Source organism: Vibrio sp. B1FLJ16 (genome assembly GCF_905175385.1).
Taxonomy (GTDB): Bacteria; Pseudomonadota; Gammaproteobacteria; order Enterobacterales; family Vibrionaceae; genus Vibrio.
In genome coordinates this window covers 2,846,954-2,870,508 of the sequence record NZ_HG992749.1, presented here as the reverse complement: position 1 = coordinate 2,870,508, position 23,555 = coordinate 2,846,954, and the positions used below count along the sequence as shown (strand labels likewise).

The 23,555-nt window shown below is 48.4% G+C and carries 17 protein-coding genes; 4 read left to right on the top strand and 13 right to left on the bottom strand.

Annotated features, from left to right (window positions below):
• Positions 1-81 precede the first annotated feature (81 nt).
• A complete protein-coding gene (locus tag KHN79_RS13120) occupies positions 82-711 on the bottom strand; it encodes a 3'-5' exonuclease (protein ID WP_182011333.1) in 630 nt (209 codons plus the stop codon).
• Positions 712-741: 30 nt separating this feature from the next.
• A complete protein-coding gene (locus KHN79_RS13115) occupies positions 742-2,568 on the bottom strand; it encodes a DUF294 nucleotidyltransferase-like domain-containing protein (protein ID WP_182011334.1) in 1,827 nt (608 codons plus the stop codon).
• Positions 2,569-2,797: 229 nt separating this feature from the next.
• Between KHN79_RS13115 and KHN79_RS13110 the strand changes: the two genes are divergently transcribed.
• The gene (locus tag KHN79_RS13110; RefSeq protein ID WP_182011335.1) at positions 2,798-3,988 is read left to right on the top strand and encodes a 3-phenylpropionate MFS transporter; all 1,191 of its coding nucleotides are present in this window, start codon (positions 2,798-2,800) and stop codon (positions 3,986-3,988) included.
• Positions 3,989-4,114: 126 nt separating this feature from the next.
• Positions 4,115-7,546, top strand: a complete 3,432-nt coding sequence (locus KHN79_RS13105) for a PAS domain-containing hybrid sensor histidine kinase/response regulator (RefSeq protein WP_182011336.1) — start codon at positions 4,115-4,117, stop codon at positions 7,544-7,546.
• 85 nt (positions 7,547-7,631) lie between these two features.
• On the opposite strand, the gene KHN79_RS13100 is transcribed toward KHN79_RS13105, so the two are convergent.
• From KHN79_RS13100 to KHN79_RS13085, 4 genes are all read right to left on the bottom strand, one after another.
• Positions 7,632-9,017, bottom strand: a complete 1,386-nt coding sequence (locus KHN79_RS13100) for a class II fumarate hydratase (RefSeq protein WP_182011337.1) — start codon at positions 9,015-9,017, stop codon at positions 7,632-7,634.
• Positions 9,018-9,178: 161 nt separating this feature from the next.
• Positions 9,179-9,661 (bottom strand): hypothetical protein, encoded by a 483-nt coding sequence (locus KHN79_RS13095; protein ID WP_182011338.1) that lies wholly within the window; start codon positions 9,659-9,661, stop codon positions 9,179-9,181.
• Between the two features lie 106 nt (positions 9,662-9,767).
• Entirely contained in the window at positions 9,768-11,495 is a 1,728-nt protein-coding gene (locus KHN79_RS13090; RefSeq protein ID WP_182011339.1) for a sodium:solute symporter family protein, read from the bottom strand.
• Between the two features lie 12 nt (positions 11,496-11,507).
• Positions 11,508-11,771 (bottom strand): DUF4212 domain-containing protein, encoded by a 264-nt coding sequence (locus tag KHN79_RS13085; RefSeq protein WP_182011340.1) that lies wholly within the window; start codon positions 11,769-11,771, stop codon positions 11,508-11,510.
• Between the two features lie 399 nt (positions 11,772-12,170).
• Here KHN79_RS13085 and KHN79_RS13080 point away from each other — a divergent pair, with 399 nt between their 5' ends.
• Positions 12,171-13,916, top strand: coding sequence for a potassium/proton antiporter (locus KHN79_RS13080; RefSeq protein WP_182011341.1), 1,746 nt, complete (start codon positions 12,171-12,173; stop codon positions 13,914-13,916).
• A 3-nt stretch (positions 13,917-13,919) separates the two neighbouring features.
• Here KHN79_RS13080 and KHN79_RS13075 read toward each other — a convergent pair whose 3' ends face one another.
• The 4 genes from KHN79_RS13075 to aspA form a co-directional block, all read right to left on the bottom strand.
• The gene (locus KHN79_RS13075) at positions 13,920-14,549 is read right to left on the bottom strand and encodes a response regulator transcription factor (RefSeq protein ID WP_182011342.1); all 630 of its coding nucleotides are present in this window, start codon (positions 14,547-14,549) and stop codon (positions 13,920-13,922) included.
• Between the two features lie 214 nt (positions 14,550-14,763).
• Entirely contained in the window at positions 14,764-16,590 is a 1,827-nt protein-coding gene (locus tag KHN79_RS13070) for a protein-disulfide reductase DsbD (RefSeq protein WP_182011343.1), read from the bottom strand.
• Between the two features lie 161 nt (positions 16,591-16,751).
• Complete coding sequence (locus tag KHN79_RS13065) at positions 16,752-18,059, bottom strand: anaerobic C4-dicarboxylate transporter (RefSeq protein WP_182011344.1); 1,308 nt, start codon at positions 18,057-18,059, stop codon at positions 16,752-16,754.
• A gap of 174 nt (positions 18,060-18,233) precedes the next feature.
• Positions 18,234-19,685: an aspartate ammonia-lyase gene (aspA, locus tag KHN79_RS13060; protein WP_182011345.1), complete on the bottom strand. Its 1,452-nt coding sequence runs from the start codon at positions 19,683-19,685 to the stop codon at positions 18,234-18,236.
• A 385-nt stretch (positions 19,686-20,070) separates the two neighbouring features.
• Here aspA and KHN79_RS13055 point away from each other — a divergent pair, with 385 nt between their 5' ends.
• Entirely contained in the window at positions 20,071-20,604 is a 534-nt protein-coding gene (locus KHN79_RS13055) for an FxsA family protein (RefSeq protein ID WP_182011346.1), read from the top strand.
• An 82-nt stretch (positions 20,605-20,686) separates the two neighbouring features.
• Here KHN79_RS13055 and trmL read toward each other — a convergent pair whose 3' ends face one another.
• The 3 genes from trmL to KHN79_RS13040 all read right to left on the bottom strand — a co-directional run bounded on the left by trmL (position 20,687) and on the right by KHN79_RS13040 (position 23,403).
• A complete protein-coding gene (gene trmL / locus KHN79_RS13050; protein WP_182011347.1) occupies positions 20,687-21,166 on the bottom strand; it encodes a tRNA (uridine(34)/cytosine(34)/5-carboxymethylaminomethyluridine(34)-2'-O)-methyltransferase TrmL in 480 nt (159 codons plus the stop codon).
• 150 nt (positions 21,167-21,316) lie between these two features.
• Positions 21,317-22,714 (bottom strand): envelope stress sensor histidine kinase CpxA, encoded by a 1,398-nt coding sequence (gene cpxA, locus KHN79_RS13045; RefSeq protein ID WP_182011348.1) that lies wholly within the window; start codon positions 22,712-22,714, stop codon positions 21,317-21,319.
• A complete protein-coding gene (locus tag KHN79_RS13040) occupies positions 22,714-23,403 on the bottom strand; it encodes a response regulator (RefSeq protein ID WP_182011349.1) in 690 nt (229 codons plus the stop codon). Before KHN79_RS13040 ends, cpxA begins: the two co-directional genes overlap by 1 nt.
• Positions 23,404-23,555 lie beyond the last annotated feature (152 nt).

The window sequence follows — 23,555 nt, the reverse complement described above, 5'->3', positions numbered from 1 at the left end:
ATTAGACTTTAGGATGAGAGAGAGGAAGCTACCTGAAAATGTCTGAAATAAAAGTAATTATGGGAGCCAGGTCAACAGGCTTTAAGTATTTGGAGCAGTGAGATTCGGTAAATCGCCCTTGGTTAAGCGTACAAAGACCAGTGCGGCGGAAATCGCATCTTGCAGTGCATCATGTTTGTCCTGAATCGGCAGCTCAAGATGCTTGCAAATTGCCTCCAGACTTAAGTCGAAATAGGCATTGGGTAAATGTCGTTCCAGTTTGTCATGATATATCTGGCTCACTTCAATCAAGGGGTTCGGCAGAGGAAAACCAAGTTGCCTCTGGCAGGCTAGGTCCAGTATTTTTTTATCGTAGCGAATGTGATAACCGACTAAAGGCCGGTTGCCGATGAAATCGAGCAGTTTCACCAGAGCATCCTTTTCACTCAGTCCGTCGACCAAATCCTGATGGCGAATTTTATGGATTTTCACCGAACCGGAATCAAGCGATTGCGGCGCGCGCAGATGCACTTCGAACGGCCGACTGGTGATGATGCGGTTATCAATGATTTTAGTTGCCGCTATGGTGACCAGTTCCGCGCGGCTTGGGTCTAAGCTGGTGGTTTCGCAGTCAAGAGAAACCAGCTCGGTTTTATCCGGAGCACCGAACAGAGACTGATAAGGCGAGCCTTTCAGTCTGTGATGCCAGTATTTACGTTGTAGCCAGTTCATCTTTGATACCTCTCGTTCGACTCACCCGGCTTAATCACGGATCTGGTAGTGGAAGCCTAAAAACTGCTTAAATTTTTTCACCACATGCAGGCTGTGGCGAAGCAAGTCACGCTCGGTTCTATCGAGTTGTTTGATGTCGATATTGTTGAGCGCATCCTGCTGATTCAGTTGCTGGTTCAGGCGAAGCTTAAAGAATAGTTTGAGAGCCTCGTTTAAGTTATCGGCAGTTTCGGGCTCTAAGATTCGTTTGTTTCTTAATGCTTCGATACGGGCAAAGGTGTTTTTCTCTTCAATCGCGTATTCAAGAGAGAGAGTCCGGATGCCATGTACAATAGGGAAAATGCCGCCTCGTTTGATATCCAGGCCGTCTTTGGCCGTTTTAACGTTACCAAACAGCGTCAGTGGTACAGAAAACTGCAGCGCCGGGCGGGAAAAGTCAGATAAGATCAGCATGCGATCTTTCATTGTATCCCGTAGGTGCACTGCGACAGGCGTAAGCAGTGTCCGGTTTCCGGCGACAGCGTGGGCATCACTGAAAATGGCCAGATCCATGATTTGTTCTGGTTGTGCCTTGTCAATCCAGCTATCAATAGTTTTGACCCATTCCGTTTGTGAGTTGACCCACTTGGGATTATTGACCATTACTTTTCCGGGACAGAGCGGGTAGCCCAATTGCTGTAGAGTATGAATGAAAGATTGCATTACCTGCTCACACTGTGACCATTCGAAGCCGTCTTTAATGATCAGGGCATTATCCTGATCGGTTTTGAGAATCTGTTCCCCGCGACCTTCTGAGCCTAAAACAATCAGACAGCAGTGATCATGCAGAGCTGGAGGCACGACTAACTCGAATGCTTTCTCGATGATTTGCTCGTTAACGGCTGAAATCAGCTCCATGATGAAGCGGGTACGGATGCCGTTTTTCACCAGGCTTTCTACCAGCTGGTGTTGCCGGTTGGAGGCAAGGGCAAGCTCTTCCACGCTGCTGGCTCTGGCGATACTAAGCGTGAGCACATGGGAGTGGGTGGAGAAAGCGCTGAGGATCTGGGTCATATCCAGCATGCCAATGGCCTGATTGCCATCGCATACCATCAGGCGCTTCATTCGGTTACGCGTCATCGTAATCATGGCGTTAAACAGGAAGTCGCCCTCATCGACATGATAAACCGGGAAGCTGGCGATCTCACCGACTGGTGTATCGAGGGAGTAACCGTCTAGCATCACAGAGTGAAGCATATTGGTACGGGTGACAATGGCATACGGATGCGCTGACGGCCACTTTTCAAGGCGTGCATCGTCTGAGTTCAGTTTTACTAATGCCGCATCAATGCCGTTTTCTTTTAAGGTTCGCGTTACCTCATTGATCGGTGTTTCCGGTGTCAGGACCATCGGAGGATGGTAAATACTCTTATCGACTTTAGTCAGAATAAACTCAGCCAGATTTTGCTGTTGTTGCGCGGTTTCTATCAGTTCCTGGCGTTTTGACAGATTGTTATCGAAGTAAGCCGCAAATTGCCCGTTCTCGTTATAGAGTTCAAGAAATGTTTCTTTTGGCAGTAAGTAGGACAGGGTGTCTTCGAGCGCCACATATTGATGGCGCACACTTTCTTCAAAAAGAGATCGCACATCGAACATATCGTCGTTGGCATAGTGAGCAAACACTTCGTTTTGGTCTTTGGAACGCTCTTCTACAGCACCTTTGATTAATATGTGTAAATGAGGATTGGTCTGCCCGCTGGATAAAATGACATCTCGGGTTCGATAGTAGGCCACGTCAAGGGACGAGCGCAGTCTCGCTTGCTGCTGACTGGTCAGACGGTCGAACGGGGGAGATTGCATGTTAAATTTATCAGGCATATAGAACCCTAAACTTGGTAGGAACACATTCTAAGTCTGACAAAATTCTTTGTTTAAGCCAGACGACTTTGGTCTAAACCTGATACGGTATTGTTAGATTAAAGAAGCACGAAAAGTTTGTATTCCATCGAGGAAACGGTAAGTTGCCTATTCTTCCCTTTTTCTGTTGTACATAGCGATCCATAATCCACGCTCAGAACGTCGGTGTTCCCATTTTAGGATAATAGTAATGTTGAAACCTTCTCCGTATGGCTGGATATCCCAGTACTTTCTCGGATTCTTTTTTGCGTATGGCGTCTATCTGCCATTCTGGTCGTTATGGTTTAAAGAGCAGGGCGTCTCGCCAACCGACATTGGTTTATTAGTTGGCTTGGGGCTGGCAACACGTTGCATTGCCAACATAGTGATTACCCCGCGCATTCATAAAGTTGAACGTTTGATGCCAGCGTTACGCTGGTTAAGTTTCGCCGGTCTTATTTTTGTCGGATTCCATTTTTTTACCGGTGGTAACTTCTGGTTAATGGCGTTAGCAACCGTGCTATTTAACTTATGTTGCGGCCCTATCATTCCGCTCTCCGACGCGATGGCTAATTACTACGCGCGGTTAAAAGTGCTCGATTACGGGCGTACGCGTTTATGGGGCTCGGTAGCGTTTATCGGTGGTTCAACCGTTGTCGGATATTTAGTTGCTGAGTTTGGTGCGGATATGATTCTTTATACCGCAATGGCGGGCTTACTTGTTGCTTTGTCGTTCGCGATGCGAAAGACCGATCCTATGCCGGTTACCCTTAATGGTCAGCATGCGCAGCGTCCTAAATTATCTTCATTGTTATCTGATAAACCGGTACTCAAATTTTTATTGTTGGTTTCTTTAATACAGGGCAGTCACGCGGCGTACTATGGCTTTAGTGCCATCCACTGGAAATCCGCAGGACACTCTGAAGATGTGATTGGCTACCTGTGGAGTTTAGGTGTGGCGGCTGAAGTTGCGGTATTTGCATTGAGTAAGCGTCTGTTTGCCGGCTGGTCACTGCGTACCTTGTTTGTCATTGCTGCCGGTGGTGTGATGATGCGTTGGGGGATTACGGCCAGCACTACGTCCATTTTGGCTCTGGTCGTCGTACAGTTGCTGCATGGTGTGACCTTTGCAGCGGCGCACATTGCTGCGATTCAGTACATTCAGAACTCCGAAGAGAACAAGATGGTTGCGCTACAAGCCTTATATAATGCGATTCCTCTTGGTGCATTTACCGCGCTGATGACCGTGTTCAGTGGCTGGGGCTACGATAACTGGGGTGCTCTTGTGTTCTGGGTTATGGCGGCAATGGGGTTAATTGCGTTGTTCATTAAACTGGAGCCGCAGCAGCCCGCACAGCATGTGATTGACTTATCTGATAAAGCGCCTGAAACACAGAATTAAACTTCTGTGACAAAGGTTAAGAACTAACCTTTGTCTCTGTTGTAAAAGCAGTGTTAAATGAAACCTCTCCCCCGCGGAGAGGTTTTTTATTATTTTTTATATAAGAAAGTCTAGAAAGGATATCGGATGCAAGGATGGCTGGTGGTTCCCGTTTCTTTGGCGTACCTGGGAGCCCTGTTTATAATCGCCTGGTACGGAGATAATCAGAGAAAGTGGCTGGCGAAGTGGCGGCCCTGGATCTACAGCTTGTCTATCGCTGTGTATTGTACCTCCTGGACCTTCTACGGCACCGTTGGTCAGGCGAGTAGTAATCCGTGGTCTTTCTTACCCATCTATATCGCTCCGATTCTGGTCTTTACCCTTGGCTGGCGGATGCTGGCCAGACTTATCCTGATTGCTAAGCGGGAGCACATCACGTCCATTGCGGATTTCATCGGCGCACGTTACGGAAAATCGCAAGGTTTAGCAGTCGCGGTTACTCTCATTGCTGTTGCCGGCATACTGCCTTATATCGCTTTGCAGCTGCGTGGTATTACCATGGGGCTGGAAATCATTGCCCCTGAACTCGCGACGGACTTTGGTTATCAGAACGACAGCGTGTCCTGGTTCGTGGTGATGGCACTGGCTATCTTTACCATTTTGTTTGGCACGCGCCATATTGATAATACCGAGCATCATCGCGGTATGATGATGGCGATAGCCTTTGAGTCGATCATTAAACTGATGGCGTTTTTAGTCGTTGGTGTATTTATCGTCTGGCTGGCGATGAGCGCAGAAAACCTCAGCCTGGTCGACATCGCTACACAAACCTATCAGCCGCCAAACATTCCGACCATACTGATTCATACTGTACTCACCATGCTGGCAATCGTCTGTCTGCCGCGTCAGTTTCACACCATGGTGGTTGAAAACGAACGCGCTCAGGATCTGCATGTTGCCCGCTGGCTGTTTCCGCTTTATCTGATCTTAATGGGTATTTTTGTATTGCCTATCGCATGGGTAGGGCAAGGACTGCTGAGTGGCGCATCACCGGATACCTATGTAATCAGTGTACCGATGGCGGTTGGTGCCAGTGAGATTGCATTACTGGCTTTCCTTGGCGGTACTTCGGCAGCAAGCGGCATGGTGATTGTCTCGACTATCGCACTAGCTATCATGGTCTCTAATGATCTGGCGATGCCACTGCTTTTGCGTCGTATGCGTCTGTCGCAGCGTAATCACCAGCACTTTTCTCAGCTACTGCTGCGTATTCGTCGTGCACTGATTCTGATTTTACTGATTGGTGCATGGGGCTTCTATCAGGCACTTGATAGTATCCACTCACTCTCTGCCATAGGCTTTCTTTCCTTTGCGGCCATCACTCAGTTTGCTCCGGCACTGATAGGCGGGATGTACTGGCGTCAGGGCAACAAGAAAGGGGTTTATGTCGGTCTGGCGGTTGGTTTTACTCTGTGGTTAATCACGCTAATGAGTCAGACCGATATGCTGGCGGGCAACGCCAGCAGTAACTTCCTGATTTGGCTTATCACGCCACCAGAAATGTTGTCCCAGTTTAATATTGCGATTTCAGACTGGGGGATGATTCTCAGTGTGGCGGCGAATACGATCTGTTTTGTCTTGATTTCTATGGTTACGCGCCCGAGCTTAAGTGAGCGCTTACAATCGGCGTCTTTCGTCGGTACGCCGTTGCCGGAAAGCGAAAACATGAGCCTGTATCAGAGCCGTGTGACGGTTGCTGAGCTTGAGATGCTTGCTTCACGTTTTGTCGGTCGTTCTCGGGTTAAGGTGGCTTTTCAGGCTTTCTGGAGCCAGCAACGTGAAGAGCTGATGCCAAATCAGCAAGCGCCGTCCTCGTTGATCCGGCACACCGAGCGCGTTCTGGCTGGTGTGTTTGGTGCCTCTTCTGCAAAGTTAGTACTTACTTCTGCGTTGCAAGGAAGAAACATGCAGCTGGAAGAAGTCGCGACTATCGTTGATGAAGCCTCTGAGCTGTATGATTTCAGCCGAGGGTTACTGCAGGGAGCTATTGAACACATCGGTCAGGGGATTGCCGTGGTCGACAAGCAATTGAGGCTGGTGGCATGGAACCAGCGTTACCTGGAGTTGTTTGAGTTCCCGCCCGGGTTAATTCAGGTTGGCCGTCCGATTGCGGACGTGATCCGTCATAATGCCGAGCAGGGGCTCTGTGGCCCGGGCGATCCGGAAGACCATGTAAGACGCCGGGTTTACCACCTTGAGCAAGGCACCCGTCATACTTCATCCCGTGTTCGTCCAGACGGACGTGTGATTGAAGTTCAGGGTAACCCTATGCCGGGCGGTGGCTTTGTAATGAGTTTTACTGACATCACTGTTTTCCGCGATGCAGAGCAGGCACTGAAAGAGGCGAACGAGACTCTGGAAGAGCGTGTACGGCTTCGTACCCGTGAGCTTGAACAACTTAACAAGCAGCTAGTGTCCGCGACGCAGCGTTCAGATCTGGAGTCGAAATCAAAGTCACGCTTTCTTGCCGCAGTGAGCCATGACCTGATGCAGCCGCTGAACGCCGCAAGGTTATTTGCCTCTTCACTTTCTGAAGTGGCCAAAGACGATGAGACGAAAAAGCTCTCTTCCCATATTGAAAGTGCTTTGGGTGCTGCAGAAGATCTCATTGGCGATTTACTGGATATTTCCCGTCTTGAGTCGGGTAAACTTGAGGTTCATGTCTGTGGCTTCGCAGTCAATGATGTACTGGCCAACCTCAACGCGGAGTTCAGTGCATTGGCCAGACAACAGGGTATAGAGTTCACCATGATCCCATCCTCACTGACGGTCAATTCAGACCCGAAACTTCTGCGCCGGGTCGTGCAGAACTTTCTTACCAATGCGTTCCGCTATAGCCCAAATGGCAAAGTTGCTTTGGGTGTACGCCGGGTTAAGGGACGCGTACGTATTGATGTCTGGGACAACGGTATGGGCATTGAAGAAGAAAAACAGCAGGAGATATTCGAAGAGTTTAACCGCGGCTCTCAAGTACGTTCAGATCAGGGCTTAGGGCTTGGGCTTGCGATATCGAAAGGCATCGCCCAAGTGCTGGGGCATGAAATCTCTATGCGCTCTTGGCATGGTAAAGGCAGCGTCTTCTCTATTACGCTCGACAAAGCGGAACGCATACAGGTGGCTCCTGCTAAGATACAAAGCAGCCCTCAGTCTGAGCTGTGCCACCTGAAAATCCTGTGTGTTGATAATGAGCCAGATATTTTGGTCGGTATGGAAAACCTTCTTTCACGCTGGGGTTGTGATACGCGCGTAGCGACCGATCTGGTGGAGAGTCTGCAGACACTGGAAGATGGCTGGGTGCCTGACGTTATCTTCTCAGACTACCGTCTGGATAACGGACGTACCGGGTTAGAAGTGTTGCAACAGTGCCGCCTGCGTTTAGGTAATGGCTTTGAGGGGGTGATCATCAGTGCAGACCGTACCGATGATATGCTTGACGGAATTAAGGCGAACGGATTCAGTTTTATCGCTAAACCAGTTAAACCATTGAAGCTGCGTTCGGTGTTAAACCGGGTTGCGTAGCGCTTGATGGCTAGCTGAACTGATAATTAGCCGTTGTTAGTTAGAAAGAGACCTCCAGCTGGAGGTCTCTTTGACTTTTATCTGTTTATTCAGCCACTCCACCCCGAGTCAGGTGGGCCGGATTGAGCAGTCTTTCTAACGTCGCTCGGTCTAAGTCAGTATCTTCTTCGGCGATATCAATGATTGCCCGTCCCTGTTTATAGGCTTTTTTGGCGATTTCAGCGGCTTTTGAGTATCCGATAACCGGATTCAGCGCAGTGACTAATATAGGGTTCTTCGCTAAGGCAACATCCAGGTTGTCCTGTCTTACTTCGAAAGTTGCAATCGCTTTGTCGGCCAGTGCAGTAGCACTGTTGGAGAGCAGATCGATGCTTTCCAGAATATTATGAGCAATGACCGGCAGCATCACGTTGAGCTGGAAGTTTCCGGACTGGCCCGCAATGGTTATTGTGGTGTCATTGCCAATCACCTGAGCGCAGGCCATGGCTACTGCTTCCGGGATAACTGGGTTAACCTTCCCAGGCATGATCGAAGAGCCTGGCTGAAGTCCTTGTAGTTCAATTTCTCCCAGCCCGGCTAAGGGGCCAGAATTCATCCAGCGAAGATCGTTAGCGATCTTCATGATCGCTACTGCTGTTGTTTTGAGCTGTCCGGATAGCGCGACGATCGCATCCTGACTGCTGAGGTTAAAAAAGAAGTTCTGACTGGCAGAAAATGCTACGCGTGTGGATTGTGAAAGATTGTCAGCAAACAGGGCTGCAAAGCGCGGATCGGCATTGATCCCGGTACCGACCGCAGTGCCTCCTTGTGCTAAAGATTTTATTGCGGGTAAGGTGTGCTCAATGGCTTGCTTTGCATGCTCTATCTGGAACTGCCATCCGCCGAGCTCCTGTGCAAAGGTAACCGGCATGGCATCCATAAGGTGAGTACGGCCTGTTTTAACGATATCTTTCAACGTTTCCTGCTTAGACCTTAGTATCTCGCTAAGATGAGTCAGCGCCGGAATCAGCTGCTTTTCAATGGCTAATGAGCTGCTAACCTGAATTGCCGTTGGTACCACATCATTGCTGCTTTGCCCCATATTGACGTGATCATTGGGACTTACTTTACCGCCAAGAATCTCGCCCGCTAGGCTCGCTATCACTTCATTGGCATTCATGTTTGAGCTGGTGCCTGAGCCGGTCTGAAAGACATCTATCGGAAATTGATCCAGATGTAGCCCGTCGATGATGGTTTGCGTGGCATCTGCGATCGCGTTGGCGATGTCACCTTCTAATAATCCCAATTGAGCATTAGTCAGTGCGGCGGTCTGTTTGATATGTGCTAGGGCATGGATGAATCCATGTGGCATGGTGTGTTTACTGATTGAGAAATTCTCGACGGCACGCTGGGTCTGAGCCTGATAGAGCGCACCCGAGGGGACTTTTACCTCTCCCATGCTGTCGGTTTCAGTGCGGAAGTCGCTGGTCATGACTTGCTCCTTTAATCGCAATCCTAAGTCTCTTATCAACCATAGATGATTTACCGGAGCCCGAAGACAAAAAAAAGCCGATGCTTTTGTACAGGCATCGGCTTGGAGTCAGTGAGCGTTATCCCTACAATTCCGCTCAGCTTTGTTTTAATTCTCTTCAGTTATTCCGTAAACAGAGTCTCGTACTTAACGAAAGCCGTTTGGGTCTCACCATAGTAGAGCGTGCCTTCTGACTGAATGACGACTCTTAACCAGCTTTCTGCTGATTTTGGTTTTGGCAAGGTGATGTACCAGTTCTTACCAGCCTGATCGGCAGGCTTCATATCCACCGGCTTAGCGTTTTTTTCCTGATCAGCAACCAGAGAAACTTTGACTCCCTCCAGCGGATAGGCTGCATCAAGAGACAGCTCCAAACTGTCTTTGGTCAGTTTTTCAGAACGAAATTTGACTTTAAAATCACCGTTTTCCATATCACACAGACCGCTGGTGTAGCGACAGTTGGACTTACTGGCCAATTTGTAGCTCTCACCTTCTTTTGCTGCGTGAGGTTTCTCACTCAGCGCCAAATCGGTACCGAAGTAAGCGATAAGAGAAAGAATGGGTGCGATCAGAAGGGCGATAATTAAGTGCTTATTTTTGAACATCTTGGCTTCCTTGCAACGACGAGCTTTGAATATGGTAACTGAAAATGGAGAATAAAAAAGCCCCGGACAGATGTTTCCAGACGGGGCTTAATGGTTTTAATTATAATTAGTGATCGACAGCTTGACCTGCACCTACAGGTACACGTACGTGCTCAACCAGGTCTTTCACTTCTTGTGGTGTTTCAGCAGTTACTTTCGATACCGCGAACGCCACAATGAAGTTAAATACCGCACCAACTGCACCAAACGCGTTTGGCTCAATACCTAAGAACCAGTTGCTGCCCCAGCTTTCCAGGTAAGTCCACTCAGGAATGAATAGGACACCTTTGTGTTGGAATACGTAGAATAGCGTGATAGTGATACCGGCAATCATACCTGCGATAGCGCCTTCTTTGTTGATGTTCTTACTGAAGATACCCATCATCAGCGCAGGGAAGATGGAGGATGCCGCCAGGCCGAAGGCGAGTGCCACCGTACCTGCTGCAAAGCCAGGAGGGTTAAGCCCCAGATAACCTGCCACCGCAATGGCCACTGCCATCGAGATTCGACTCGCCAATAGCTCTTTTTTCTCGGATATATTCGGATTTATCACCCCTTTGATTAAGTCATGCGATATCGCCGAAGATATTGCCAACAACAAACCTGCTGCGGTTGATAGCGCTGCCGCCAGACCACCTGCTGCAACCAGTGCGATTACCCAGTTTGGAAGCTTAGCAATCTCAGGGTTAGCCAGTACCATGATGTCGTTATCAACTTTTAACTCGTTGGTCGCTGCATCTGATGTGTACTGAATGTTGCCATCACCGTTTTTGTCTTCAAAGCCTAGCAGGCCAGTCTTCTCCCAGTTTTTGAACCAGTCAGGACGCTCGTCGTAAGCCAGATGCTGACCAGGAGCCGGATTAACCGTGTTCATTAGGTTTAGACGCGCCATTGCTGATACTGCAGGAGCTGTAGTGTAAAGAATCGCAATGAAAATCAGAGCCCAGCCTGCAGACGTACGCGCATCACGAACCTTAGGCACAGTGAAGAAGCGGATGATTACGTGTGGCAGACCCGCAGTACCGATCATCAGTGACATGGTGTAAGCGAACATGTTTAGCGTGTCACCACGGACCTGAGTCGTGTACTCACTAAAGCCGAGTTCGGTCACCACCTGGTCGAGCCGGTCGAGCAGATAGACATCGGTGCCTGCCATGGTACTTCCCAGACCAATTTGTGGAATCGGGTTACCGGTTAGCTGCAGAGAGATAAAGATTGCAGGGATAGTGTAAGCAAGAATGAGTACGCAATACTGAGCTATCTGCGTGTATGTGATGCCTTTCATGCCGCCTAATACTGCGTACATGAATACAATACACATACCAATCAGTAGACCAGTTGAGTAATCTACTTCCAGGAAACGACCGAAGGCAACGCCAACCCCTTTCATCTGACCGATAACGTAAGTTACCGATGCGATGATCAAACAGATAACCGCTACGATACGAGCTGTTTTAGAGTAGAAACGTTCACCGACGAATTCAGGTACAGTAAACTTCCCGAATTTACGCAGGTAAGGTGCTAACAGAAGTGCCAGCAGCACGTAACCGCCAGTCCAGCCCATCAGGAACACACTACCGCCGTAGCCCATAAAGGCAATCAGACCTGCCATTGAAATAAACGAAGCTGCTGACATCCAGTCTGCCGCTGTCGCCATACCGTTAGCGATTGGGTTTACACCCCCACCTGCAACGTAGAACTCTTTGGTCGAGCCAGCGCGCGCCCAAATTGCGATCCCGATGTACAGGATGAAGGTTGCGCCAACAACCAGGTAGGTAATAGTTTTCAAATCCATCTGAGTGACTCCTTACTCGTCTACGCCGAATTCACGGTCGATTTTGCGCATCTTCCATGCGTAGTAAAAAATAATACCCAGGAAGGCGTAGATGGAGCCTTGTTGAGCAAACCAGAAACCAAGTTTGTATCCGCCTATTTGAAACTGATTAAGTACGTCGACAAATAAAATGCCGCAGCCAAAAGATACTACGAACCAGATCACCATCAAGGTGATCATGAGCTTTACGTTCTTGTCCCAATAGGCTTTGGCTCTTTCTTCATTTTCAAATGCCATTGCCGTCTCCTTACGATCGGTGTGTTGTTAATAAAATGTTTCACCTTGTACATTAGCAAGGTGTTGGCAAGAACTCTTTTCAACTTTAGTCGAGACGTTAAAAACAAAAAAAGCCCGTATTATGGGCGTTTAAAGGCGTTTAGAGTGAAATGTCCAATGTTAAATCAATGTTAAATTAGTCTAAGGTCTAATACGAGATGACATTTTTCCACGATTTATTTTTGTTAGCGTTATCTATTCTTCATTTCTTTGCTTCATTCTGTACGAAGAACTTGCCAGTCATCTCAAGTTGTTTGTTTACATAAAGTTTTCGTTTCAGCTAGAGCTTTGATGACTCAATAGAGGTTAAACTGACAGACTTACATATATTGGTCATCGTTTTTCATAAGGGAGGGTGGAATGGACGCAAACACCATTAACAGTTTTTTTCTCGTCGGTGCATTGCTGATTGCACTTAGCGTTCTTCTAAGCCCTGTTTCTTCTAAACTGGGTATTCCGATTCTTCTGGTATTTCTGGCTGTTGGTATGCTGGCAGGAGAAGATGGTTTAGGGGGGATCCTGTTTGATGATTACTCTGTTGCCTATTTGGTCAGTAATTTAGCCTTAGCGATCATACTTCTGGATGGTGGTATGAGAACAAGGGTCGCCAGCTTCAGGGTGGCGTTGTGGCCATCTGTGTCACTGGCTACGTTAGGTGTTGCTATGACGACACTCATTACGGGGCTTATGGCTACCTGGCTGTTTAACCTGGACTTGCTGCAGGGAATTCTTGTCGGGGCGATTGTGGGGTCTACCGATGCTGCTGCGGTTTTCTCACTGCTTAAAGGACGCAGTCTCAACGAGCGTGTTGGGGCGACACTGGAAATCGAATCCGGTACCAACGACCCGATGGCGGTATTTCTCACCGTGACATTGATTGCCGTATTGTCGAGCGCCGGCTCTGAGTTAAGTGCCGGCTTTTTAGCCCTGAGTTTTGTCAAACAGTTTGGTATCGGTGCATTGTGTGGTCTCGCTGGTGGCTGGATACTCTGGAAGATCATCAACCGTAATCAGTTACCGGATGGGCTGTACTCAATTTTGACCGTCAGTGGCGGTCTGCTGATTTTTGCCTTGTCAAATATGTTCGGTGGTAGTGGTATTCTCTCGATTTACTTAGTGGGTCTGTTGCTTGGCAACCGCCCGACGCGCAGCCGTCACTCGATTCTGCATGTGTTAGACGGTATGACCTGGCTCGCTCAGATTGGCATGTTCCTAGTACTAGGATTGCTGGTTACGCCTTCCAATTTGCTATCAATAGCGTTGCCGGGATTAGCGCTCGCATTCGGCATGATTCTGTTTGCGCGTCCAATCTCAGTTTGGATTGGCTTATTGCCTTTCAAAAGTTTTACCCCGCGTGAAAAGTGGTTTGTTTCCTGGGTTGGCCTACGTGGTGCGGTGCCGATTATTCTGGCGGTATTCCCGATGATGGCAGGATTACCGGACGCGCAGCTTTACTTCAATCTCGCCTTCTTTGTGGTGATGGTGTCCCTGATTGTTCAGGGCGGCACTCTGACTAAAGCCATGACGCTGGCCAAAGTGGAGCTGCCGCCAAAACCTGAGCCAGTTTCACGGATTGGTGTTGAGGTGTACCCGACCAGTGAGTGGGAGCTGTTTGTCTACCGGTTGAAAGCGGATAAGTGGTGCATTGGCGAACCTCTGAGAAGTCTGTCCATGCCGGAAGGCACTCGTATTGCAGCGGTATTCCGCCATCAGGAACTGCTCCATCCCTCAGGCAGTACCAGGCTGGAAGAAGACGATACCTTGTGCGTATTTGCCCAGGAGAAGGATCTGGATGCTCTGAGCCTGCTGTTTAGTGAGGCTCCGGAGCAGGAGTCTATGAGCCGATTCTTTGGTGATTTCTTTCTCGATATTGAAGTCAGACTGTCTGATGTCGCAATGATGTACGGATTGGATCTTGGCGATGATTTACTGGATAAGACCCTCAGCAGCTTAGTCGAGGAGCAATTAGGATCAACGCCGGTTTTAGGAGACCAGTTTGATTGGCAGGGACTGCACTGGATTATTGCTGACGTTGTTGATCAACAAGTTACCAAAGTAGGTTTACGCTTGCCGACTGAAGAAGATGAGTTGACCGAAGAAGAATAACCGTTAGCTATTCATTTCTGTCAGCATGATCACAGCCTGGGTGCGGTTCTTAACGCCTAACTTACGGAAAATGGCGGTCATGTGTGCTTTGATAGTGGCTTCTGAAACATTCAGCTCATAAGCGATTTGTTTGTTCAGCAAGCCATCTGACAGCATCCCTAACACTTTGTATTGCTGTGGCGTCAGTGTCGCAATCTTTTCAGCTAAGTCGCTGCATGCGGCACTGTTGGTGATAAGTCCTTCCGGGAAATACGGGTCGCCGTTAAGCACCTGATTGATGGCATTGACCAGCTCACGCATATCACTCGATTTTGGAATAAAACCGAATGCACCATGACTTTTCACCTGAGTAACGACAGCCGGCTCTTCACTGGCAGAAACCACTACAATTGGTAAATCCGGATACTCAGCGCGCAGATGAATCAGACCGGACATACCATTTGCACCGGGCATCTTGAGATCCAACAACACGAGATCTGGCTCATCCTCTTTTTCTAACAATGCGAGCAGGGCATCCAGAGAGTCAGCTTCGAGAAGGTTGGCACCACTCACCGCCATATGTACCGACTGGAACAAGGCATTACGGAAGAGCGGGTGATCATCGGCGATGATGATGGTGTAGGTCGAATCCATGACGTTAAACACTTTTGACTATTTCGTTAAATTTATTATTGTCCAGCTTTGAGACGGTGGACAATCTTTATTCGCTAAAAGTCTGAACCAAATCGACTTTTATTAGATGAAATGCATATACACATCATTTAGTCAGCTCAAACTGTGAAATAAAAAACGCCAGTGCGTTCTTAATTTACTTTTGAACAGGCACTGGCGTTTGAATTTAGCGTAATCAGAACTGGCTGATGTGCTCTAAGAAAGGTTCGGCCTGCATAAAGCCGGTTAAACGGGCGTTTGAAATATGTTCGCCTTTGCTATTCCAAAATTCAATAGTTGGTAAGCCAAGCACCTGCATCTGCTTCAGCAATTCTATATCCTGGATCTGGTTTTTTGTCACATCGGCCTTAAGAAGCACAAAATCTTGCAGTTTGTCTTCGACTTTTGGCGTATGGAAGGTGTACTTCTCAAACTCTTTACAAGCAACACACCAGTCGGCGTAGAAATCGAGCATCACAGGTTTGCCTGCCTGTTTAGCGATAGCGAGTTGCTCCTCCAGTTCTGCCACGTTTGCGATGCGCGTGAAACTGATGGTGGTTTGCTGAGCCTGAATCTCGTGGCTGCCAAACCAGTAGTTCAGTGCGGGCTGTGCCGAGGCAAGCAGACCAAGCACCGCGACAATGCCAACAGCGCTCTGTTTCCAACCACCAAACTCTAAGCTGTTCTTCACATGGTATAACCAGCCGAACGCGACGATACCTAGCGCTGACCAGAGCAGAGTCGACCACATCTCAGGCAAAAGCCGCTCAAGCAGGAAGATTGGCGCGGCAAGTAAAATGAAACCGAATAGCGTCTTTACACGGTTCATCCAGTTACCTGCTTTTGGCAGCAGCTTGTTGCCAAATACTGCGATGAGAATCAGCGGAATACCCATTCCCATCGCAAGTGCGTATAACGCGATACCGCCGGTCAGCAGATCACCACTCTGTGCAACGTATATCAGGGCACCAGAGAGAGGCGCGGTGGTGCAGGGTGAGCATACCAGGCCCGAGATTGCACCCATCACGAAGACGCTGGTACTGCTGCCTCCTTGCTGTTTGTTGCTCAGGTTATTAAGCCAGGTTTGCACGCCGCTTGGGAGCTGAAGGGAATACAAGCCAAACATAGACATGGCCAGCGCGATGAACAATACACTTATCCCGATCAGCACATAGGGATGTTGCATTGCTGCCTGGAACTGCATACCCGCAGAAGCGACAACCAGACCGAGCAGGGTATAGGTCAACGCCATGCCCTGGACGTAGACAAACGACAGACCAAGAGCGCGGCGTTGGCTGAGTTTTCCGCCACCAAGCACGATACTGGTCAGGATCGGATACATTGGTAATACGCATGGGGTAAAGGCGAGGCCGACGCCCAAGGCTAAAAACAGCAGAGGTGTCCACCAGTTGTCAGCCAGGTTGGCTGCTAGGCTGTCCTGTTGCGTGACTGGTGCTGACTGAGTAGTGTTGTTTGTTGGTGCAGACTTATCCGTTTGTTTCTGCGCTGATGCTTGCTGTGTGGTTACCGCAGGCTCAGCTGAGGAACCGCTTGGCGGAGTGAAAGCGGTAACTGGTATGATGCGCGTTTCTGGCGGGTAGCAGAAGCCGGCTTTGGCACAGCCTTGATACTGGACGATAACGCGAGCACCTTCTTGCCAGCCAGAAAGCGGTACATTGACAAACAAAGGCGTGGTGTAGATATGCACTTCCCCGAAAAACTCATCGTTATACGAGGTACCTTGCTCCATCTCTAACTCACCAATAGTGACGTTTTCTGCGGATACTGACAAACGCTCCTGATACAGGTAATAGCCGTCGCGCACCTGCCAGTCGAGCATCAGCTTGCCGTCTTGCTGATAGAAGTTAAACGGAAACGCCTGGTCGACAGGGACAAAACTGTCGTTGCTGTTACCAAAGTTATTGTTCTGACTATTTGTAAACTGTTCGTTACCAAACAAGGCAAGAGACGGTGCAGAGAAGGTAATCAAGCCTAGGAGTAATACGGAGAGTAATGCGCGCATAAAATGTTCAAATCGTCTTAGATAATTGCCGTAAGTGTAACTCAATCAGACCTGCTGACTAAGCCATAAGTTTCATTAAAGTGAAGGTTTTTTAATCGAAATGTTCATTTTCAGATAATAAAAAAGGGAGCCGAAGCTCCCCGAGTAAGACTCTGTTTTTACTAGATCAGCAGACCGCCAAAGGCGAAGCCTAAAGCAACCGCTGAGGAGATGGTTACCACACCCGGTAAAAAGAACGGGTGGTTAAATACGTATTTACCGATACGAGTTGAGCCTGTGTCATCCATTTCAACCGCTGCAAGCAGTGTCGGGTAAGTTGGCAGAACGAACAGCGCACTTACCGCTGCGAAGGATGCAACAGCAGTAAGTGGAGCAACACCGATAGCCAAAGCAGCTGGCATCAGTGCAACAGTCGTCGCACCTTGTGAGTACAACAGCATAGAAGCAAAGAACAGTACTAATGCGAGCATCCAAGGGTAATCTGCCAGTAGCGCGCCAGCGACTTCTTTAATGCCGTCTACGTGCGCGTTTACAAACGTAGAGCCCAGCCATGCTACACCAAGTACACAGACACACGCAGTCATACCTGAGCGGAATGTTGCGGCTGCAGGGATTTTGCTTGCATCGATTTTACAGCTCATGACGATCACTGCCGCTGCTGCCAGCATGACGGTCATGATTGCCTCGTTACGGCCCAGAGCAGGGTTCTCAATTAGACCTACAGAGCCAGAGATTGCCGCGGCGTAACAGACAACAAATGCGATAGCACCCAGGAAGATGAAAGTCGCTTTTTTCGCAGTTGGTAGAATTTCACGCTTTGATTCAGTGCTTAGCTTGATCAGACCATTTTCTAGGCGATGCTGATACTCAGGATCGTCTTTCAGTTCGCTGCCCATGAAGTTCGCAACAAATGCACCAATCATACAAGCGATGAATGTGGTCGGAATACACACGGCAAGCAGTGTCAGGTAATCCACACCAAATGGTGCCAGCATTGCAGCAAAGGCAACCACTGCCGCTGAAATCGGAGACGCTGTGATTGCGATTTGTGAAGCAACAACGGCGATAGACAGTGGACGTGAAGGACGAACACCCTGGCCTTTGGCTACTTCTGCAATTACCGGCAGAGTAGAGAACGCCGTATGACCCGTACCTGCCATCAGTGTCATCAGGAATGTCACGATAGGGGCGTAGAACGTGATGCGCTCCGGATGTTTACGTAAAAAGTTTTCCGCAACTTGTACCATCCAGTCCAGACCACCAGCAACCTGCATCGCTGCAATAGCGGTAATTACGGACATGATGATTAAAATTACGTCAACAGGGATAAAAGCCTGACTAGTTGGAACGCCCAGGATCAGAGACAGCGCAATGACACCTGCGCCACCGGCAAAACCAATGCCGATACCGCCGATTCTTGCCCCTAAATAGATAAAGAGCAGAACCACGAAGAGTTCGACCATGACCATTATTAGTACCTCGTTTAGTTTGTATAGATTCTGATTTTTTGAACACTCAGGAACAGGAATAAATGTTCAGAGAATCAGAACCAAACGGCTTTCTGTTTTAAAAGCTTAGAAAAAATGTGGTTAACCGTGTGAAAGCCTAAAAGGGGACCTTGTGGCCCCCCTGCGGTAGACTACTTACTCGTAGCGTTTGGCTTTGTATGTCGGATGCATGAAGTTCTCGACTGATAAGATTTCGTCAAGTTCCTCTGCAGTGAGCAGGCCGCGTTCCAGTACGACTTCGCGAACGCTTTTACCCGTTTCTGCACATATCTTACCGACAATGTCACCTTCATGGTGGCCGATGTAAGGGTTAAGGTAAGTTACGATACCAATAGAATTGTAAACGTAGTTCTCACAGATTTCTTTGTTTACAGTGATGCCGTCGATACATTTATCACGCAGGTTTACACATGCATTGTGGAGAAGGGAGATAGACTCAAAGACACTTTGTGCGATAACCGGTTCCATCACGTTTAGCTGCAGCTGACCACCTTCTGCTGCGAAAGAAACGGTGTTGTCGTTACCCAGTACTTTGAAGCAAACCTGGTTTACTACTTCAGGGATAACCGGGTTTACTTTCGCTGGCATGATTGAAGAACCTGCCTGCATTTCTGGAAGGTTCAGCTCATTCAGGCCTGCGCGAGGACCGGAAGAAAGCAGGCGTAAATCATTGCAGATCTTAGATAATTTCACCGCCAGGCGTTTTAACGCACCGTGAGTCATTACATAGGCACCACAGTCAGAAGTCGCTTCGATCAGGTCTTCTGCAGGTACAACATCAAGTCCGGTAACGTCTGCCAGGTGTTTCACCGCGATGGACTGGTAACCCGCAGGTGTGTTAAGACCGGTACCGATCGCTGTTGCGCCCAGGTTGATTTCCAGTAGTAGTTTAGAGGTGTAATCCAAGGCACGAATTTCTTCGTTTAGCGTGACCGCCCAGGCGTGGAACTCCTGACCAACCGTCATTGGTACCGCGTCCTGAAGCTGAGTACGACCCATTTTCAGCACGTCTTTGAACTCAACAGCTTTAAGATCGAATGCGCCTTTCAGGTACTCAATCGCTTCCATCAGTTTATGTACGCTGTTGTAAACCGCTATACGGAAACCTGTCGGGTACGCACAGTTCGTTGACTGGCTCTTGTTAACATGGTCGTTCGGGTTGATGAACTCGTATTGACCTTTTTCTTTGCCCATCAGTTCAAGTGCAACGTTCGCGATCACTTCGTTAGTGTTCATGTTTACAGAAGTGCCCGCACCCCCCTGGAATACGTCGGAAGGGAACTGATCCATGCACTTACCTGTTTCCAGGATCAAATCACATGCTTCCAGAATGTAGTTAGCAACGTCTTTAGGAATAGCGCCAAGCTCTTTGTTCGCTAACGCGGCTGCTTTTTTTGTCATTATCATGCCGCGTACAAATTCAGGTACGTCAGAGATGGTTACGTTGGAAATATTGAAGTTTTCAATAGCGCGTAGGGTATGAATGCCATAGTAGGCATCCGCAGGAACATGACGTTGACCTAATAGATCTTCTTCAATACGAGTGGCTGTTTGAGCTGTTTTCGGAGCATCGGATAGGGTAGCCATAACAGGATCCTTAGATGATGATTCTAATAATATGATAGTGTATTAGCCTATTCTGCAATCTAGAATCCATTCATCAGAATTTTGGGCTGGAAAATCCGTCCTGACTTATGCGGCACATCATACTGTACCTAGCGCATAAAAATAGTAACTGGATCACCTTTTTTGCTTTTAATGCATCAATAGTTTGCAAAGTATGAATGGGTTATTGCTTTCTGTTTATAGCTGTTGAGTTAATTATCTATAATTACTGCGGGCACTATCAAAATTTATGTCAACAGAAGCTTATTATTAAAGCGATTTGTGTACCTTAACACGCTTTTTTACAACGATTTGTTTGAGGTTGGTGAGCTTTTACCATTACACTGAATTAAACAAAGGAGGGCGTGTGTTTCCTATCTTATTACTGGCATTTATTTTTGTTCCGATCATCGAAATCGGCTTATTTATTCAAGTGGGCGGATTTTTAGGTCTCTGGCCTACTATTGGTTTGGTGCTGATTACTGCCATTGTGGGTGCCTCACTGGTGCGTAGTCAGGGCATTCAGACTCTGATGTCTGTGCAGGGTCGTTTGGAGCAGGGGGAAATTCCCGCTCAACAGATTTTTGAAGGTGTCATGCTGGCGGTTGCTGGTGTGCTGCTGCTAACGCCGGGTTTTATGACGGATGCGCTCGGTATGTTGGTGTTACTGCCTGCGCCGCGAGCTGCAATTGCTAAATATTTAATGAGTAAAATGGTCGTAAAAACGGTACATGGTGGCGGATTTGGCGGCGGTTTTTCTGGACAAGACCCGTTTGAAAATGACCCATTTCGTCGTGGCTCATCAGATTCTCACTCAGAGAATGGCAATACCTTTGAAGGTGAATACGAGCGTAAAGACGACGATGATGATAACCACAATGATCGTAATAAGCTCAACTGATAGACATTTGTTCCAGCAAATAGATGAAGGGCGCACGAGCGCCCTTTTTTGTACTCTTTTTATTCGGCTCTGTTAAACCTGGTTACTGTGCGCCGTTAAAGCCCATCTGACGCCACGCTTCAAAAGCAATAATAGCAACCGCATTCGACAGGTTTAGGCTTCGGGCGTCCGGCATCATCGGAATTCGAATACGCTGCTCCATTGGCAGGCTTTCAATCACCTCGGCAGGCAGGCCACGTGTTTCCGGACCGAACAGTAAAACGTCACCAGCTTGGTATTGAGCATCCACGTGATGGCCGGTTGTTTTGGTAGTGCACGCAAACAGTCGGTAGTTGCCTTGCTTCTCTTTTTCTAAGTATTCCAGGAATGCTTGATAGTTCTTATGACGTGTCACGCGAGCCAGATCGTGATAATCCAATCCAGCGCGGCGAACTTTCTTTTCTTCAAGATCGAAACCCAGAGGTTCAATTAAGTGCAGATTTGCACCGCAGTTAGCACATAGTCGAATAATGTTTCCGGTATTCGGCGCAATTTCTGGTTCGTATAAAGCAATATCAAACATAATTTAGAAGTCGAGTTGGTCTAAGTGACGGGCAGTATATACCCAAATGGCTTTAAGATGCAGGATTCAGGATAGAGTCAGTGAATGTTGGATTCCGGATAAAGAAAACCCTCCACAATGGGAGGGCTCAGTGTTCATAAAGGGGAGTGACTATTTACTCAAAGGCAGAGTAATGCTCATGCGTAAGCCACCCAGTGGGCTTCTGCTCGCGGTAATTGTGCCGCTGTGCTGACGAATCGCACTCTCGGTGATGGTTAACCCTAATCCGGTCCCGCCAGAATGGCGATCACGTGCGGTGGATACCCGGTAGAACGGGCGGAATATGGCTTCTAGCTCAGCATCAGGCACCCCCTCGCCGTTATCATCGACAGTAATATTTAAGGTGTTTCCCCGGGTATTAATATCGACTTTCACTTCATCTCTGCCGTAATAAATGGCGTTACGAATAATATTCTCTACGGCACTCATCAGCAGTTTCGGATTACCGGAAATACTGCCTTTTGGCAGGTCAGAATAGCGCAGATGTTTACCCATCTGCTCGGCTTCAAACTGGGCGTCTTTAATGATCTCTTCCCACAGACTTTCAATGGGCTGTGTCTCCCTAGTCATGTGGCTGTTCGCCTGCATACGAGATAGCTCAAGTAACTCGCTTATCATTTGTTCGAGTCTCTGGGCTTCGGTATCGATTCGTGTCAGCTCAGGGCTCTCACCTTGTTTGCGTGTTGCCAGTGCACTGGCCATACGCAGGCGCGTCAGTGGAGAGCGTAACTCATGGGAAATATCGGATAGCAATCGCTGTTGGCCGGAAATCATCTGATTGACCGCCTCTACCATCTGATTAAAGCTGCTGCCAGCCTGGCGGAACTCCGAGGTACCTTTCTCAAGAGAGGGATCGGTGACAAATTCCCCTTTGGCTACGCGCTGTGCGGCCGCTTCCAGACGCCTTGCTGGCTGACTCAAAGCCCATGCCAACCAAAGCAGTAATGGAGTGCTGACTAACATTACCGCTAGTAGAAGCTGCACCGGGTGATCAAACAGTCTCAGTAATAGTGGTGGTGGCTCATTCCATTTAAAACCGACATACATCAGAAGATCAGATCCCGCCAGTGTAATCGGCACCGGTCCTGCAATCATGTATCGGCCATAAAGTTTCTGCTTCGGCTGATTGTTATCTTCGATGATCGAGACAAAGTTTTGCATCGCCCGCATTTGAAAGTTGTTGCGGTGATCTGTGGTTAAAATTTTGCCGTTGTAGTCGGAAAAAAACATACGTGGTCGCGGATCATCTCTATGCTGTCGGCGTCCTTCGATGCTAAATAATATCCGTCCAAGGTCGGTCTCTTCACTGTATTGGCTTTGGATGTCATTACGCAGATCCAACATACGATGAAAAGGGTCGTTGGGAATGTCGCGAGGCTTGCGCGGATCCAGATGCGGAAGTGACAGCACTGCGATTAGAACCAGTAGCATGGTAAACCAGAAGATAGCAAAAATACGCCCGTATAAGCTGTTAAGGTTGGGCAATCTGATGCGTGATAACAGGCTCATCAGTCTTCCTCAAGCAACATGTAGCCACGGCCACGCAGTGTTTTGATTCGTGGCTTGCCGTTACGTTGATCGGGCAGCTTTTTACGTAAGTTGGAGACATGCATATCAATCGCACGGTCAAAAGCAGCGAGGCGCTTGCCCAGTACATCTAAACTTAATATCTCTTTCGTCAGCACCTGCCCCGGATTCTGGACGAAGTGTGCAAGCAGCGCGAACTCTGTCGCGGTCAGGTCGAGCAGTTGTTCGTCGCAGTAAGCTTCCTGTTTGCCCGGATAGAGGCGAAGCTCCTGATACTCGACGCAATCACTGCCTTTGCTGTCCTTTGGTGCAGTGCTGGTACGACGTAAAATCGCGCGGATGCGTGCCAGCAGTTCACGATCACTGAAAGGTTTTGGCAGGTAATCATCAGCCCCGAGTTCCAGACCTATAACCCGATCGATCTCTTCGCCTTTAGCGGTGAGCATCAGCACAGGCGTTTCCCAGTTCTCGCGCAGGCGTTTTAATGTTTCCATGCCGTTGAGCTTGGGCATCATGACATCCAGCAGGATCAAATCAATGTCACTGTTTACGGCGGCTAAACCAGCTTCGCCGTCGTTTGCTTCACTGACCTGAAATCCTTCGAAACTGAGCACTTCTTTTAACAGGCTGGTTAGCTCTATATCGTCATCAATCAAAAGAATGTTTGCCATTTAGGAACCTACTGTAAATTACTGTTTGTTTAATACTACATTGGAATGTCGGGTTACTAAGAGTATAAAAATCACTCTTTACGAATCTTTACGCTCCCTGTACGTCGCTTTACCTAACGAGCTCTATTCTATACTCAAGCGCTGGGAGAACA